At 34.9% G+C, this 16,715-nt stretch carries 15 protein-coding genes and 1 other RNA gene; 6 read left to right on the forward strand and 10 right to left on the reverse strand.

Annotation, left to right across the window (positions count from 1 at the left end; genetic code table 11):
- The first annotated feature begins 2 nt into the window (after window positions 1–2).
- Window positions 3–494 (forward strand): DUF367 family protein, encoded by a 492-nt coding sequence (locus NKOR_RS03135; protein ID WP_014962913.1) that lies wholly within the window; start codon window positions 3–5, stop codon window positions 492–494.
- Here NKOR_RS03135 and NKOR_RS03140 read toward each other — a convergent pair.
- Window positions 479–2,941 (reverse strand): ABC transporter substrate-binding protein, encoded by a 2,463-nt coding sequence (locus NKOR_RS03140; RefSeq protein ID WP_014962914.1) that lies wholly within the window; start codon window positions 2,939–2,941, stop codon window positions 479–481. The two genes, NKOR_RS03135 and NKOR_RS03140, sit on opposite strands and share 16 nt — an antisense overlap.
- An 80-nt stretch (window positions 2,942–3,021) precedes the next feature.
- Between NKOR_RS03140 and NKOR_RS03145 the strand changes: the two genes are divergently transcribed.
- Window positions 3,022–3,675 carry a hypothetical protein gene (locus tag NKOR_RS03145; RefSeq protein ID WP_014962915.1) on the forward strand — a complete coding sequence of 218 codons (654 nt, stop codon included), beginning with the start codon at window positions 3,022–3,024 and terminating at the stop codon, window positions 3,673–3,675.
- Here NKOR_RS03145 and NKOR_RS03150 read toward each other — a convergent pair.
- Genes NKOR_RS03150 through NKOR_RS03160 form a run of 3 tightly spaced genes read right to left on the reverse strand, consistent with a single transcriptional unit; the run spans window position 3,659 to window position 5,944 of the window.
- A complete protein-coding gene (locus NKOR_RS03150) occupies window positions 3,659–5,404 on the reverse strand; it encodes a DUF2070 family protein (RefSeq protein ID WP_014962916.1) in 1,746 nt (581 codons plus the stop codon). The genes NKOR_RS03145 and NKOR_RS03150 overlap by 17 nt on opposite strands.
- Before the next feature lie 7 nt (window positions 5,405–5,411).
- Window positions 5,412–5,579, reverse strand: coding sequence for a preprotein translocase subunit Sec61beta (locus NKOR_RS03155; protein ID WP_016939666.1), 168 nt, complete (start codon window positions 5,577–5,579; stop codon window positions 5,412–5,414).
- 35 nt (window positions 5,580–5,614) lie between these two features.
- A complete protein-coding gene (locus NKOR_RS03160) occupies window positions 5,615–5,944 on the reverse strand; it encodes an Sjogren's syndrome/scleroderma autoantigen 1 family protein (protein ID WP_014962918.1) in 330 nt (109 codons plus the stop codon).
- Window positions 5,945–6,045: 101 nt separating this feature from the next.
- Between NKOR_RS03160 and yciH the strand changes: the two genes are divergently transcribed.
- Complete coding sequence (gene yciH, locus NKOR_RS03165) at window positions 6,046–6,354, forward strand: stress response translation initiation inhibitor YciH (protein WP_014962919.1); 309 nt, start codon at window positions 6,046–6,048, stop codon at window positions 6,352–6,354.
- A gap of 6 nt (window positions 6,355–6,360) precedes the next feature.
- Window positions 6,361–7,350: a CPBP family intramembrane glutamic endopeptidase gene (locus tag NKOR_RS03170; RefSeq protein ID WP_014962920.1), complete on the forward strand. Its 990-nt coding sequence runs from the start codon at window positions 6,361–6,363 to the stop codon at window positions 7,348–7,350.
- Here the strand turns inward: NKOR_RS03170 and NKOR_RS03175 are convergent.
- The 3 genes from NKOR_RS03175 to cofD all read right to left on the reverse strand — a co-directional run bounded on the left by NKOR_RS03175 (window position 7,339) and on the right by cofD (window position 9,923).
- On the reverse strand, window positions 7,339–8,247 hold the full coding sequence (locus NKOR_RS03175; protein WP_014962921.1) for a transcription initiation factor IIB: 909 nt from the start codon (window positions 8,245–8,247) through the stop codon (window positions 7,339–7,341). The two genes, NKOR_RS03170 and NKOR_RS03175, sit on opposite strands and share 12 nt — an antisense overlap.
- A 115-nt stretch (window positions 8,248–8,362) precedes the next feature.
- On the reverse strand, window positions 8,363–9,001 hold the full coding sequence (gene cofC / locus NKOR_RS03180) for a 2-phospho-L-lactate guanylyltransferase (protein WP_014962922.1): 639 nt from the start codon (window positions 8,999–9,001) through the stop codon (window positions 8,363–8,365).
- 1 nt (window position 9,002) lies between these two features.
- Entirely contained in the window at window positions 9,003–9,923 is a 921-nt protein-coding gene (gene cofD, locus NKOR_RS03185; RefSeq protein WP_014962923.1) for a 2-phospho-L-lactate transferase, read from the reverse strand.
- A gap of 115 nt (window positions 9,924–10,038) precedes the next feature.
- On the opposite strand from cofD, the gene NKOR_RS03190 reads away from it, so the two are divergent.
- Complete coding sequence (locus NKOR_RS03190) at window positions 10,039–11,415, forward strand: hypothetical protein (RefSeq protein ID WP_014962924.1); 1,377 nt, start codon at window positions 10,039–10,041, stop codon at window positions 11,413–11,415.
- 26 nt (window positions 11,416–11,441) lie between these two features.
- Here NKOR_RS03190 and rnpB read toward each other — a convergent pair.
- Together rnpB and NKOR_RS03200 are read right to left on the reverse strand one after the other, a co-directional pair.
- An RNA gene (gene rnpB / locus NKOR_RS03195) (RNase P RNA component) lies at window positions 11,442–11,720 on the reverse strand.
- Between the two features lie 38 nt (window positions 11,721–11,758).
- Window positions 11,759–12,382 carry a class I SAM-dependent methyltransferase gene (locus tag NKOR_RS03200; protein WP_014962926.1) on the reverse strand — a complete coding sequence of 208 codons (624 nt, stop codon included), beginning with the start codon at window positions 12,380–12,382 and terminating at the stop codon, window positions 11,759–11,761.
- Between the two features lie 483 nt (window positions 12,383–12,865).
- Here NKOR_RS03200 and NKOR_RS03210 point away from each other — a divergent pair, with 483 nt between their 5' ends.
- Window positions 12,866–15,442 carry a hypothetical protein gene (locus tag NKOR_RS03210; RefSeq protein ID WP_014962927.1) on the forward strand — a complete coding sequence of 859 codons (2,577 nt, stop codon included), beginning with the start codon at window positions 12,866–12,868 and terminating at the stop codon, window positions 15,440–15,442.
- On the opposite strand, the gene NKOR_RS03215 is transcribed toward NKOR_RS03210, so the two are convergent.
- A complete protein-coding gene (locus NKOR_RS03215) occupies window positions 15,443–16,666 on the reverse strand; it encodes an NAD(P)/FAD-dependent oxidoreductase (RefSeq protein WP_014962928.1) in 1,224 nt (407 codons plus the stop codon).
- Window positions 16,667–16,715: the final 49 nt, after the last annotated feature.

Here is a 16,715-nt window from a genome sequence, read left to right on the forward strand (position 1 = left end):
AAATGAAACTCCAAGTTTTGATGTTTTATCAAGATGATCCAAAAAAATGCACTGCTGCAAAAATGGTAAAATTTGGTTTGGCTCAAAACATCAAAAAAATTGGTTCCAAGGGGTTGGTCTTGGATCCATTTTCAAAAAACACTTTGATGCCAAAAGACAAATCATTAATCAACACAATTGTTGGTGTTGATTGCTCTTGGAATTTGGCAGATCAGGCGTTCTCAAAAAAATTTAATGGTATTAAACGAAAACTTCCTCCATTACTTGCAGGTAACCCTGTAAATTATGCTAAATTAAATAAACTAACAACAGCTGAAGCTTTGGCTGCATCTTTGTTTATTTTGGGCCAAAAAGATCAAGGGTTGGATTTACTTGATAAATTCAAGTGGGGCCATACTTTCTATGAATTGAATCAAAATCTATTAGATGAGTATTCTAAAATAGAAAACGAGGAACAAGTTGAAGTAATTCTAAAAGATTATGGATTACTGTGACGTTTTTTTATCAAAACAGCAATCCCTGCAACTATGATTATTGGGATTATCCAAATCTCGTATATTGTTTCATTTTCTAAAAATTCTATGTTCTCTGAAGAAATACTTGGCAATTCTGTTTTGTCTTCAGTTACAACAAAACTTGATTCGTAGAAATCCGGTTTGAGAACTGAATTTGAAATTGCAAATATTTTGATGTTACCTGTACCTGTAATTAGTTTCTCTGAGTCTTTTGCATCAATTTTGATGTTTGTTTTGTTCGTATCCATTTCTATAGATTTTGATGATATCATATTTCCTTGACTGTTTGTCAGAAAGTATAAGATGGAATCTGTATTTTCAGCCTCTACTTCTATTGAAAATTCTTTTCCTCTTTGAATCGCATCTTTTAATTTAATTTCTTTAATGTTTGGAAAATCTGAATTTTCAAATTCAGACCAACTTCCAATTTTAAAAGGATATGAATCATCATCAAAAGCACTTACTGAAATCGTTCTTGATTCTGGAGAATATGATTCTAAATAAAATGGACCGTTACTAATTACGGCATGGTTATTTTCCTCAATCCATTTTATGGACGATTCAAATCTTTCTTGGAAATATTTTGATTCTAAATTATTTTCCTCTAATGACACAGGTTTGTAGTTAGAATTTTTGAATTCCTGTAAATAGTTTTTAATCAAATTTGCATTATTTGGAATTATCAATGATAGCCAGCTGATGTTTTTACTGGTTGCACCTGATCTGGAAAATGATACTTTGCCATCCAATACTGCTTTTTCCATTGCTGCAGAGATTTCCCATGGTACTGAACTCCAAATAACTGCCCAGTCTGCTATCTCCCCCTCATCAAAATGCCAATAATTTACGTAAACTTCAATGGTATCTTCATCAATTTGATTTACTCCTATAATTGTCTGAATACTCTGTGCTGTCCGAGGGGTAAATTCTGTATCGTATGTCTTATCATTTTCGTCTGTTTGTGTTCCCCACTCTATTGTAAAATACAAAGAATGCAAAATATCATTCATGTCTATTTTTTGACCATTATGCCAGTTTCCAAAACTAAAATCAAAAACAACTTTACTTGTTGCCATTGTATTTGGCTTGACGTTTTCCCATTTTTGAGATACTGGATTCCACATTGTTGCTTTTGTGGGCACCACAAGACTGCCTTCAGGTCCTGCTGTTTCAACTTGCCAGTTTGTTCTAATTGGAAATGTCTCTCCAGTAAATGGGTGTTTGAATGTTCCAGGATCCGATATTGTGCCCCAAATATGTCTACTGTAACTATCAGTTAATCCCATAACTGGATTCCATGCGCCTTGATAGATCTGTTTGACTCCTATGACAAGCTCACCATTGTCGCTTTTTGCATTAATTGGAGTGAATCTGCTAGGTATTCCTGCTCCAAAATCATTTACAACACCACTGATTTTTTCATTTACTACATATTGATCAATTTTACTTGCCAAAAAAATTCTCACAGACTCGTTAATTCCTTCTACAACTGCTTCTTGAATTAAATTTGATCTTTCTTCAGATGTGTCAAAATCTCCTGTGTAAATTTTCTGTGTAATCTCATCTAATTTGTCATTTTTGTAATTCCAATATGACGGATCATTAAATCCTGGCATATTTGAAAACCATGGAGAATACATCTGTCCTAATCCTACGGAATCATATCTTACAAATGCTGAACGTCCCCATCCTTCAGTATACAAACTCCATTGTAAATCAGATGGATTTGACCCGTATACTACAACAAATGCCTTATTCAAATCCCCAAAATCTTTTTTGACTGAAAAACCTATCCTGTCTAATTCCACTGCAAGAATCTCTCCAATGGATTTTCTAACTGGGTCATCACTTCTGATAAAAATTTTAATTTCTATGGGTTTTGAGTCTGCCATCCATCTGCCTTCTGTTTTTATTGCCCCTTTTTCTTTGAGAGCATCTGTGATGATTTTTTCTGCCAGATCTGGATTATATTGAAAGTTAAATTTCTCCAATTCTTCTAAAATTGTTAGGTATTCTGGGTCAGAAGGGCCATAGTATGAAATCATGGGTGAACCATATCCTCCCATCAACTCATTTACAATTAATTTTCTGTCTACTAGATAATTTAATGCAAATCTTATCTCTTTTATTGAAAATGGATTAAACTCCTTAGACTCTGCTGGATTTACAAGAATGCTATATGAGCCTCCTGTTGAATCAAAAACTTGTAGCCCTTCTCTTGCTTGATGATTTTCTAATCTATCTGATGAAATCCTGTAATAATACATATCCAAATTTCCATTTCGGACTTCTTCTAGTGCTGTATTCTCATCTAGATACTGAATAAATTTTACAGAATCTACAAAAACATTTTTTTCTGCAAATGCTTGATTGTTTGCAACAACTACAATTGAAAGAGCTAGTATGAAAACTAGCAATTTTTTCATATCGTTAATTTAATCGGCTTATAATAAAACCTATATCACAATACCCTGTTGTTCTTATTTCCTAAAACCTAAATTCTTTCGTGATTCATGAAATCCAATTGAAAATTAATCCAAAAATGATTGTTGGTCTACAAGGAATTATTCCTGGTGGTGTTTCAGTAAAAGATTTTTCAGTTGTATCAAAAATTAATGAATCTGAATCTAAAACAATTCTAGATGAGTTTATTAAAAATCAAATTGGAACAAAACAAGATAATTTTTATTATTTTGAAGACGGTGACAAACTAAAGATAGCCATTTCCTTACTTGAGAAAGGATTTCCTATAGATGACATCTCGATTGCACTTGATTGGAAAGATTTTGAGGGGTTGACTGCTGAAATTTTATCTTCAAAAAATTTTGCCGTGATGAAAAACATGATTATGACAAAACCTAGAATGGAAATTGATGTAGTTGGAATAAGATTGGGTGTTGCAATCCTGATTGATTGTAAGCATTGGAAACGCTATAGCATGTCGTCACTTAAGTCTGCTGTAAAAAAACAAATTGAACGGACCAAAAAATATGTTGCAAAAACAGAAGGTGCAATTGCTGTGCCTGTTATAGTCACATTATATCAAGATAAAGTAGATTTTATTGAAAATGTTCCCATAGTTCCTATTTTTCAATTCTCGTCATTTGTTGATGAGTTTTACGGAAATATTGATCAAATGAGAACTATAGAAAAAGACTAGTAATGAAGAATCCGACTCCTCCAATCAGGAACACTTTGGTGATTTTTAACGAGTTGTCTAACGCCTTTGAATAATCCTCGTAAATTCCCTGCCCCATGACTTTTACTTTTGTTTCGTTTTCTAAAATCTCAAATTTTGCAGTTGTCGTATTTGATTCTGCATTATTTGCAATATCTAAGAACCATGACGCAAGTTTTTCTGCACTTGTGATTAGTCCTAGTTGATAATACCCATTTCTGTTTCTTGCTTTAACAGGTGCATAATGAGTATCTGAAGTACAAATTTCAAGTAACTGCATATCTTTTCTTGCAAACAAATCTATTATTTTCTCTCTTACTCCATTTTCCATGTTGTTTGCATCTGCCCAACCTAGGAAGTATTTCTTTTCGTTTATTTTGAGACAAACTATCCCTAGACCTCCCATTCCTAAATCCTCAGTCCATACATCCATGTTGTCTGAATTTGCGTAACCAAACTCGATTGGAAAACTGTCTTTTGTAATTAGCGTGTCTAGGCATGATTTTGCAGCCTTTAGCATATCTTCTCCGTCTTCGTTTGAAATTTCTTCTCCCATCGCATTATGACAATCAACAATTAATGGTTTTGAATAATTTCTATTTTTAGCATATTGTTCAATTTCATTTTTCATATAATTTGGAATATCTTCCATTCCATGTGGTGATAATGATAAAAACAACAATGGGTTTTTTCCAAAAAGCAACCCAATCACTCTTGCTTTGTTGATTTGTACCGTTACTGGTTCAGTACATTGCAATCCCTCTTCTTTGATTTTACTATTTTCCAAATTTTTGAGATAATTTTCAACTTCATTTTTTGATGGGAGATTTAACGCATGATCTGATATGCTGTGCATGACCATGGCTGATGATGATAAATTTTTATAAATTAGATATGGTATGTTGCTTCCTCCCACAGGATGATATGGCCCTGGGTGAATTTCTGGTAATACCATTCTGAATTCCTTTTCTCCATTTTGTGCTGATAATCTAATTTGTGATGTTGCAACCTTTGTTTCACTTGAGCGTTGTTCCATAATCTCTTCAGCTTCTGTATGATCATTTTTTTGAGATGCCAGATATGCTTGGATTGTTTTATGAGTGCTCTCCATCCCTGGCCTTCCAGCTCTATCTGTTAGAATTGACCACACACTTGCTATAATCATAAATGAAACTCCATAACCTAATGCAAGAGGGTCACTTAACATTGGAATCCATTGGTCTTGTGGTGTTAGAACCAAAAACATTGCCAATGGTTGAACAAAACAAATGGCCCATGCTTTTTTTATGCTCACTCCTAATGTTGTAGTGTAAATTCCAATTCTGAAACTTGCAAATAGAAACATTCCAAAAGTTACCAGAAATAATGATGGCTCTTTAGATAACACTACACTGGCAAGCAATCCTAACAACACTGTTGCTGCCCATAACATGTTTGCAAATAATGATGAATGCAGTGATTTTGAATATTCTTTTTTCTTTGTGAATCTTGTATCAAGTAATTGTGTTAAGAAAAGTACTGTCATGACTGCAATCACTATGTGCCATGTCTCTTCCAGACTAGTTCCAAAATAGCCCAAAAGTGTTGCTAGTGAAATTATTGCAGAAACTCCTAGTGAGACAACTAATGAAAAATAATGTGAAGATGGATTAACTAGAGTAAGAGAAAACCTGTTGTGAATATTCGAAACATCGTCTGCTGCTTTTTCCATTGTTTTTTCACGGAGCTAGAAAGATATCGATTGCCCATGATATTGCAATTAAGCTAATGGGAATTGATACTACAATTTTTGGATCTAATTTGAACCCTTTTGTCTCATCTTCAAAGAACCTCATGAGCCCTCCACTTGATGCTGGAAGTGGTGCTGATTTCTTATTGCTACTCATTACACTTCGAAAACATGGATTTTGACATAAAAACTTTATTGTTTGGTTTTTACCTTTTCAATCGTTTCTAATAATGAATTAATTGATTTTAGTATGTCTTGTTGTTTGGTATGATCTTTTTCATCCTCTAATTCTTTTGATAATACTTGCATCTTTTTTTCCAAGGTTTCAATAATTGGAGATTGACTTTCTTTAGATTTGGTTTGCGGGATTTCCTTTTTTTCAGGTTCGCGACCACAACTTATGCATAATGCATGACCTTCTTTCATCACTCTTACGCCCTTACAGTATGGACAAGGCTCACTGAGTAATGTTGCTCCTTGTAGTAACATCTCTGCTGCTTTTTTTGTGAGATCTTTTGACATGGTTATTCTTGAATTTTCTATCTAAAAAATCTCATTATTTTTTAAAATTCTGTATTCAAACAAGGCTTAATAGTGCGTATGATTGAATTTATTTCGAACGAATGGCAGTAATTTGTAATACTTGTGGTCTTCCAGAAGACTTGTGCGCATGCGGTGAACTTGCCAAAGATAGCACCAAAATTATAATTCGATTAGAAACAAGACGATTCAAGAAAAAGGGTACTATGATTGAAGGTTTAGATCCTAAACTGAATAATTTGGAGACTGTTGCAAAAGAACTCAAAAGCAAGTATGCATGTGGCGGAACTGCCAAAGAAGGTTATATTTTCTTACAGGGTGATCATAGAGACACCATCAAAGATACTCTAACACACCTTGGTTTTGCCGAAGAAAGTATAGAACTACATTAAAGCAAATTGCAAAACCAAAACAAATTACTTCAAGCTGTTGGGATTCCTTTTACTGCATTACTGTCTGTTATTTTTGGATTATTCCTTGTATCATTTCCTATAGGTGTGTTTGTTGTGTTTGAAAGTGATATTGGCAATGACATCAACTATGCTTTCCCTGTGACTCATTTGGAATTATTTGAAGGAACTTCTGTGTATCAGACTTTCTCTGACGTTAGTATTGGTGATGTTTTTGTAGTTTTATGGATTTTTTATGCTGTTTTGTTTGTAATTGCGCTATTGGGTCCTAAAACTGGATTTTTAAAATCATTTACGTCTCTCATCTCTTTTGGAAAATATGATGCTACTTCAAACTATATGATTGGCATCACAAAATGGTTCTCAATCTTAGTATTGGTTTCTGCCTTGATCAATTTTACCCAAGAACAGTTTGGAATAGTTACTGTCCCTCCCCTTGATGACAATGACTTGATTCAATTCTTTTATGTCTCACTTGCCCCTTTGATAGAAGAATTTGGATTTCGTTTTATTTTGGTTGGAATTCCCTTATTTGCACTTTATTCTCGTAGATCTTCTGCAAAATATTTTTTGAAATGTCTGTGGAATCCTAGAAATCTTGACATTCATGATTCTAAGAAAGCCATACTTCTGATTGTTTTTGTTGGGGTTTTGTTTGGATTTGCACATATTGCTTTTGGTGAATCTTGGAGTGAGGGCAAATTTGCACAAGCAACTGCTGGCGGAATCATTCTGGGGTGGGTCTATCTTAGGTTTGGATTCGTTGCATCATTGCTGATTCATTGGGCGACAAATTATTTCATTTTCTCTTATGCAACATTTCTATCCCAAATCAATGATATCTCTATTGAAAATGCATTTTCGCATTCGTTAATGTCTACCTTGGAATTATTATTTTTAATTTCTGGTGTATTGTCTGTTGCAATGTTGATTATACACAGGTTTTATCTGAAAAAAGAATCTGCATTAGAGATTTAAGGCTACTTTCAGGCCTTTGTATCTATTTCTGATTGTAACTTCTGTAACCCCTGCAGCTTCGGCTACGTCTCTTTGTGTCTTGTTTTCTCCATTTGTTACACATGCAACATAAAGTGCAGCAGCAGCTAATCCCATTGGGTCTTTTCCTGCTGATATTTTATTCTCTTCAGCTGTTTGCAAAATCTTTGTTGCTTTTCGTTTTGTTTTTTCTGATAGCCCTGCTTTGCTTGCAATTCTTGAAATGCATTTGATTGGATCAACTACTGGCATTTTCAAATTTAATTCTCTTAATAATAATCTGTAACATCTTGCAATGTCTTTTCTTTTGATGTTACTTGCTTGCCCAATATCTTTTAGTGTTCTTGGGGTTTCAGTATCACGACATGCAGCATAAAGTGCAGATGCAATCAAAGCTGAAATAGAACGTCCTCTGACCAGACCTTTTTCAAGTGCTTTTCTGTAAATGTAAGCTGCTTTTTCAATAACTGCATCGCCAACTGCAAGTTTGTCTTTCAGTCTGTCTAATTCACTAAATGCCTGTCTGAAGTTTCTATCCACTGGCTCATGAACCTGACTTCTACTGTCCCATGTTCTTAATCTTTCAATTGTACTTTTCATGGATGCAGTTAATGGCTTTCCTGTTGCATCTCTGTTTTGAGGATTGATTACAGTTGCCAATCCCATATCGTGCATGGCAAGTGATGTTGGAACTCCTGCTCTGCTTTTGTTTTCGCCTTCGTTTGAAAATGATCTCCATTCGGGACCTGACTCTTCAACTTTGTCAGTAATTACAAATCCACACTTGCCACAAAAATTTTCACCTGTATTGGCATCTGTTACTAGTGTGCCTTTGCCGCATCTTGGACATCTGTCCTTTGGATTTACTGTTTTAACCATTATATCTCCCAAAACCTTTTATGATAATATTTAACATTTTCTAAACCATTCCTTATAAGTCTGTTGATGATCGTACCTAAAAAATAGTAATTTTCAGGTTCTTTTTTTGATTTTGTTATGCTGTTTCTAAAACTTTCTTAATTTTTTCTGCAATGTGTGGTTTTTCTTTCTGTTCTAAAAGAAACTTCAAATCCTCTGCATTGTCTACGTCCCACATTATTCTTTTTACAAACACCATTGCAACATTTAGTGTGTGCTCTTTTGCAGTATTCATGTGGATCTTGTAACTATCTTCGTCATAATGAGTCTCCATCAAATCAACTGGCATTCTTACAAGCGCATTTGTTCCATCAAATCTTCTTGATGGAACAATTATGGCAAAGTTGGGTGGTGCTTTGTAGTTTAACATAAAATCAATGTCTTGGGTTTTGATGTATGGTATGTCTTGGGGGAAAACAATGGATGCATCAAAATTATTTTCTAACAGATATTTGTCTGCAAGTGAAACTGCTCCATTAACACTTTCTTCTTTTTCATCAATTATTGTATGTGTGTTGAACCTTTCTCCAATTTCTATTGCTTTTTTTTCTTTTGTTACCATGATAACTTTGTCAATTTGAGGTGAAATTGAAACTGTCTGCAAAATTTCCTCTAACATTATTTTACATAAACTCTCTATTTTCTGTGGAGATAAATCTAGACGTGTTTTTGCATTAGAGAAAGTCTTTACAGGAATTATTGCAGCTATTTTCAAATTATACGTGTACTTGTTTTAGAATGAAATTTGCTAATGCATCTTCGGCTAATTTATTTTTCATAGTAATTTTAGTTTCAAAAACTTTCATGTCCAGACTCTGAATCTTCTTTGACAGCAATCTGTCTTTAGTATCGATGATCATGTTGGAACATACATCTGAATACATTTTTGCTAAACCATACGCATTTGATTCTATTCCTGCAGCTTGCATGTATTTTGCAGCAGGACCGCTAATTGCATTGTCCCCAATAAGTGGACTAATTGCCACAACTTTTTTCTTTATTTTTGATAACTCTTTTCTGATTCCTTTTATCTGAAGCATTGGTCCAATTGATGTTAATGGATTTCCTGGAGCTAAAATTACCATGTCTGCGTCATGAATTGCATTTACTGCTTCTGGATTAGGACGGGCTTTGTCTGCTCCAATGTATTGAATTCCTTCAACTGGATCTTTTCCTCTGTGCTTTACCCAATATTCTTGTAAATGCAGCTCGCCTTTGTCTGTGATGATTCTTGTTTCAATACTGTTGTCTGTTACTGGTATGATGTTTGCACTAACTGCAAATTTTTCACACATCCATTTCGTAATGTCACTTAGATTTTTTCCGTTCTTTAACATGTTTGTTCTAATCAGATGTGTTGCAGCATCTCTGTCTCCAACTCTAAACCATGTTTCTTCTCCAAATACTTCCATCTGACGCAAAAAATTGAATGTATCTTTCTTGATCCCCCAACCTCTTTCCTGATCTAATAAATCTGCTAATCCATAGACAATTGTGTCAATGTCTGGACATACATACAGTCCATACAACCAATAATTGTCTCCAACGTTACTAACTACATTAACTTTGGATTCTTGTGATACTAAACCTCTGACTAGTTTGACCGAACCTGTTCCTCCTGCTAAAACTGTGATCATACCATTTTCTCCTAAAACTGCAGAGTCTGTAATTCTTACTCCATATTACTTTTTCAAAAAACATCGATCTTTGTGTTGGATAAGTTTATTACTGCAAATAATTGCTCCCTAGATCGTGTCTAGGGCAGTCACTTTAACAATTTTACTTGCTGGTCTCATCGTTATTGGTTCTAGTACTCCTGTATGGGCTGCCCAAATGGATGCCAGAATTAACCCAAACAGTGATAGCTCTCCATTTAAGATGAATTATCAAAAAACAGTTTTCATCGAATATCCAAATGGTGGTGAATTATTTGATGTCTTACAAGGTCATGAATGGAGCGTTATAGGAACTGCTGATTCATCGGATCCTGGTGTCAAAAATTTAATGAGACAACTTAATGATAAAATTAAAGCAGATGGTAGCCAAGCCCATATTTCTGACTTGAATGTCTCTTATGATATTCATCTTAAAGCAAGAAACATCAATACTTCTATTGATTATAGAGTAATTATTGAAGGAACTCTTACAAACTATGTAATTACTAAAGATGCTCAAAAAACATTGGTTGATTTGGGCTGGAGAGGATTAACTGCAAATGATGATGTTGTAATTGATGGACATGAACTTAATTTTCCAATAAGCATTTTACTTGAAGAAGAACCAGAAGCATCTGCATTCTTTGTAGGTACTGAAGCCGAAGATGTTTTACACAGAAATCTCATCAACGCTGACTTTATCTTACAACAACCATTAACAAACTGGCATTTCTTGTTTGATCCAACTGGAATCAACGTTGATGCCGGAACCTTTGGTCTAAGTGAAGAAATCTCTGGATTTGTCGTTTCTAGTTGGACTATGGGAGAAAGTAGTCTTAGAGAAGGAAGACAAGTAGAAAGAGTCTTTGAAGCAGAGATAATGGCAGATCAAAAATACATTGTTAGAAGTGTACAATCCTCAGATCAAGGAAACTTGGCTGCAATTGGATTTGGTGCTTTAGATGTTTTTGATGGTGTTGAAATTGCAGGTGTAACTCCAACTCCTCCACAAGATTATGCTACAACATCTACTGGTGATTTCCCTGTGATGATTATTTATGGAATGGCTGCTATGGCAGCTATTGCAGGTGGTGCATTCTTTATGTTTAGTAATCGTGCTCTAAAGAATACAAAAGAAGGACAACAAGGAATTGATCCTAGTAGATTGCAAGGTTATCAAACTAGCTCCTCATCTGGTGGCTACCAAACCAACAGAGGTGAAGCACAACTAAAAGATGATTCCAGTTATCAACAAACACGCAGTGTTTATGATACACAATCTTCACAAAGCCCCCCACAACAAACTCCTCCCCCACAACCTGCATCTACAAATGAAGAAGCAGCATGTGGCTGTGCAGCATCTGCTGACATGGGCTCTGAATGTGATTGTGCAATGCAAGGTGCATGCTTGTGTGATGCAACATGTGGTTGTAATGCCGATATTTGTAAAGAACAAGTTAACTCTATGAGTTAAACTAGTGAAATTTTAACAAAAATAATGTGTGCTGGGAGTAACCCTCCTTCTGTTTTCACGATATTTCGCTTTGCAGCCTACCTGAACTTGGTACAGGATCTTACAGTTCTGTTTGGCTTTGCTCCATGTGGGTCGGCTTTTTCATTCCTTTTATGGAAACCTCAGGTTTTGCCATCATAGTGCGCCATATTGGATTTTTTTCTGCTCCGTTGCCAATCATCTCTGATTATCCATCTCCGGATCACATTTCCTGTATGGAGGGAGGAGTTTCCTCTGCCGTAGCAGCGTGTCGTGCTCCAGCTCACATAACTGTGGTAACTGCTTGTTGGATTTGAATATTGCCTTAAATCTTTGTACCTGTTATGAATAAAGTCCCAAACTCTCTTTTCCATTTTTTTCTGCTTTTCAAATCTTTGATATGTTTAGTTTTTACTTGAAAACCTGCATTTTGAAAAAACTGTCTCCATTCTTTTTTTGAATGTAAATGCATTTGTATTTTCATAACATCTGCCCATCTTGCAGTTGCTTTGTTATCTGTGTAAAAATCTGTGCCGCAAAAAAACTGTCCTCCTGGTTTTAACAATTTGTATATTTTTTTGAGTGCCTCTTCAATAGAGTCTGAATAGTATAATGTCTCCATTGAGAAAATAAAATTAAATTTTCCTTTGTATTTCCATGATTCGATATCTGTGTGAAAAAACTCTTCCTTTTCACTGTCTATCTTCTTTTTTGCCTGAATGATCATTTTTTTACTTTTGTCAATTCCAACTGCTTTTTTACAATTGTTCTCTTTAGCAATTTTTCTTACAACCCATCCATTCCCACATCCTACATCTAAGAAACTAAAAGGCTTGTCAAATGTTATTGTATCTAAGAATTTTGAAACATTTTTTCCATGCTCTACTTCCATCAATTCTGCTCTACCGTTTTGAGCCCATTCATCAAAAGTTTTTCTAACACCGTCCATGAATTTTATTTTTTTAATTTACATTATAATCTTCTTGTTGCTGATGATTTGTATGAATAATTTCTACGTGCGCCTTATATTCAATTTTCACAAATATTTTTTGAATAGAAATGCCTGACGAATCATGTAGAAGTTGCGGTGGAAAACTAATCGAGCACACAAAATGCGCTCATTGTATGAAACCTAACAGCATGATTTGTGTAGATTGTGCCCTTTGCACAATTGAGCAATTTCATTCAATTTGTACGTCTGTGGAGACAAATCAAATCAATACTGTGCCATTTTTCAAGCCTGGCATCTGCTCTCGGGTAGCTGCCATGGCTTGATTCTTCGAACTTTTAACACAGATTGAAAATCACTTGCTGTTATTTTTAGATCTTAAAACAAAATTCATGATTATCTTTTCTAACTAAAACTCAAATACTGATATTCACTAGTTTTGATGTGAGCAAATTTTTCATCGTTTTTCTTTTAAGCAGTATTTTGTTAGCCAGTTCATTTAGTAACGGATTGGCATATGCCCATTGGGATGCTCCTCCTCAGGGAAGTGCATATCATACTACTGTTACATTGGAGCAAATTCAATTCAATGAAGGTTCAACTACTTGGAATGATATTCTAACTGCCGACCTAGTAATTGGTTGGAATGTTGAACTTACTGGACATTCTGATTCTGTCTCTGGAGATGTGATGGCATTTACAGATGTTTCAATCTCTGAGAACACATACTTGGAAATTGGTGAAGAGGTGATTAGTCATGATGAATGCTCTCCTTTAGGAGATATCAAGATAAAATTATGGGCTGCAGAATCTGATCAAGATAATCTATCTGACACTGCAAAACACATCAATCAAAGAGTTCAATCCGATGATTCGTCATCTTATGCCGACATTACATTACAAGACACATTGTCAGAACAAGGTGATGAGTGGATTGGAACCTCTTCTAGAACTGTTCCTGGTTCTCATGCAGAAGGATTTGCGATTTACGAAAATGAACTTCATGCCAAAATTGGTTCTGATGAAAGTATCTCCGGGGTCTTTGTGATAAAAAGAGTACAGACCTATCAAAGTAATGATAATTGTCTAGTTCAAGAAGATGACGCTGTTTCTTTGATTCCTGCTTGGTTCAAAAACAATGCAAGATGGTGGCAAGAAGAAATAATTTCAGATACTGAAATTGTTAATGCTCTAGAAAGTCTCTTGATTCAAGACGTCATTCCGCTTGACAAATTCCTTGAATCCCATACTGGTTTGGAACATGAAGCAGGTGTTGAAAAAGGCGGAACCTTTGTTACAATTCCTGAATACCAAAAAACTGTATTTGGTTATTGGAGTGAAGGATTAGTTTCTGATGGGGAGATTGTTAATTCAATTGGACATTTAATGAGTACCGGAATCATTAGCTCTGAAAAAATTAAAGAAAAAGTTCAGGAAAAAATTGAAGAAAAAACCCGTGATGAATTTGGAAGGCCTGAAAGCAGTCCTGCGCGTGACAGTAATGCAGGTACCTATCACATATCTACTCCTGGAATCTTATTCAGTATTTATGAAACTCAAAAACTCAATGAACTGTCTTTTAATTTACTACTAGATGTAAAAAATGCAGAATCTGCTCTTCTCAAAAAGGCATCTGTAGTTGCTTGGGATGATTATGCAAAAGAACCTACTCAAGAAAAGGCAATCAGAGCTCAAACTATTGAAAAACTTTCTGACAAGACTACTGATGATGCATTATTTGTTGCAAAACAATTATCCAAACTAAAAGATGGTATGGAGCAAACAAAAATTTATGCAAAAACTTTGAATTTTAATCTTGAATCATTTGATCAAATTGATTCTGAAATTGATACTAGAATGGATAATCTGCCAAAATTATCTTCTCTGGAATCTATTGAATCTGGCGCAAAAGAATTGCAGAAAATTCAAAAAGAAACTAATTCCAGCATGCGTGAATCGTTATCATTGTTATTTACTGATTCCCTTTCAAAATATTTAAAAAATTCTGAAGATAATTACAAACTAAAAAATTCATTAGATGAACAATTATCTGATGTCACATTTTCAAATATTGATAATGTAGATGTATTAAGTGATGTAATTAGACCTCCTACTGGTGAATTAATTTTTGAAAATGATTCTACAGACACTTATTTCAAAATTCACCCTCCTACCGTAGATGAACATGGTAATAGTATTCCGTCTGAACTTGAACTCTGTTTTACCTTTACTTCCGATGCATTAGACACTCAATGGGGTCCTGATGCTTTTGACATTGATGATTTTAGTACAACTGGGAATTTTATTGCTAGCATTTTTAATCCTGAAATCTCTGATTCTACAGACACTTATTTCAAAATTCACCCTCCTACCGTAGATGAACATGGTGATAGTATTCCGTCTGAACTTGAACTCTGTTTTACCTTTACTTCCGATGCATTAGACACTCAATGGGGTCCTGATGCTTTTGACATTGATTGGAATGATTATTCTGATGAAGGAACGCCATTTACCTATCATGATGATTGGAATTTTGTCCCAAATTCTGATGTTCATGAACAAATTGATGAAATTGTGGATGAAGTTGATATCGTTGCAGAACAAATCCAACCTATCATTGTTCTAATCGGTGATGGATTTGCCGAAAAATTTGATTCTGATAATTACACTTCCACAGAAGAACCTGATGCCTCAGAAGAACCTGATTCTGTAAATGATTCACAAACCCCTGACAGTAATGATGGTGATATCTTAATCAAAATTTTGAACATACAAGGAGTCCATGCTCCAATAGTGCAATTCTCAATACAATCTGCAGGATATTGTCCTGAATCATATTCTCCGTACTTTGGAGCAATTTTAGATGTAAATGGTGATTTTGTAGACCTTGACGCTAGTCAACATGCAGGTGCCACACCAACTTGCCAAATAATTTCTACATCCTATCATTCAGTGAGTGACATCTATGTAACACAAGAACAAATTGACAATTTTATTTCTGAAACCAACTATTACGGAACTCCTATGGATCCTCGTTATGGTCAGTTCTATGGTCAATGATTATTCTTTCTTACCTGCTTTTTTTACCATGGAAAATAACTGTCTGACTGCTAGTTTTGGATGACTGGTTGCAAGCTTTAACATATTTGATAATCCAAAATCTGCTTTGATAAAATCCAAAAATTCTTCAGGTTTTAATTCACTGATAATGTCCAATTCTTTGTCCCAGTCCTCATCGGTTAATCCAATCCATCTGTCCTGTACTTTTCCTGCAGATTTTATTTTAGACTCTATTGCTTTTTTCCAATTCTCTTCATATTCTGATAGTTTCTTTTCTGATGTGTCATTGGATTTTATTGCTTTTGCAGCTACTTCTCCTGCTATTCTTCCAAATTTTATTGCGTAACGTATTCCTTCAAGAACCAATGGGTTTGCTTGGCCTGCTGAATCTCCTACTAGAATCAAGTTATCATAAACTGTTTTTCTTGAAAGACCATCATTTGGAATTAATCCATAATGAAATTCAATTGGTTCAATTTTACCTAAATCTGCAATTGGGCCTTCTTTATTTTTGATTAATTCTTTTAGTCGTGCTATTGGGTCTACACTGGAATCTGGTTTTCCAATACCCACTCCGATTCTTGCAATGTTGTTTCCTAATGGAAAAATCCATGCATATCCAGCTGGGGAATACCTCTGTCCCACCATTAACCACCATGTATCTGATTGAACGTGTTCGACTTTTGCCTCGTATTCTGCACCTGCCCCAAATCTCTCCCATTGTTTTACTAGCCCCATTGATTTTGCAACAGTTGATTGAAAACCGCTAGCATCAATGATCACCTTGCCATAAAACTCAATATTTTTTTCATATCTAGTTGCCTTTACTCCGATTATTTTTCCTGACTCGTCTTTGATTACGTCTTTTACGAAAGTGTCGACAAAGGTTTCAGTACCTTCCTCTTCTGCTTGTGTTGCAAGCCATCGATATGTTTTTCTTACATCTAGCACTGCTGAGCGAGCAACTGTATCCCCGATGCTAACTTTGTTGTTTGGTGAATAAAATACAAAATTCTTTACTGGATTGTAACAATCGTCTGGAATTCCAAACTCTTTGATGTTTTGAATCCAAGTAACACCGCTGGTCCTAACTGATTCTGCAATTGATTCTTCTTTTTCAATCATTGCAACCTTCAATCCGTTCTTTGAAGCAGCATATGCAGCTGATGAGCCTGCAGGACCTCCGCCTACAACTACTAAATCATAATCATGTGTATCTGACAATTGGTTTGAATCAACACCATCTAGGATATAATTTTGAGGAAATATGAAA

Source organism: Candidatus Nitrosopumilus koreensis AR1 (genome assembly GCF_000299365.1).
In the GTDB taxonomy this organism is placed as follows: domain Archaea; phylum Thermoproteota; class Nitrososphaeria; order Nitrososphaerales; family Nitrosopumilaceae; genus Nitrosopumilus; species Nitrosopumilus koreensis.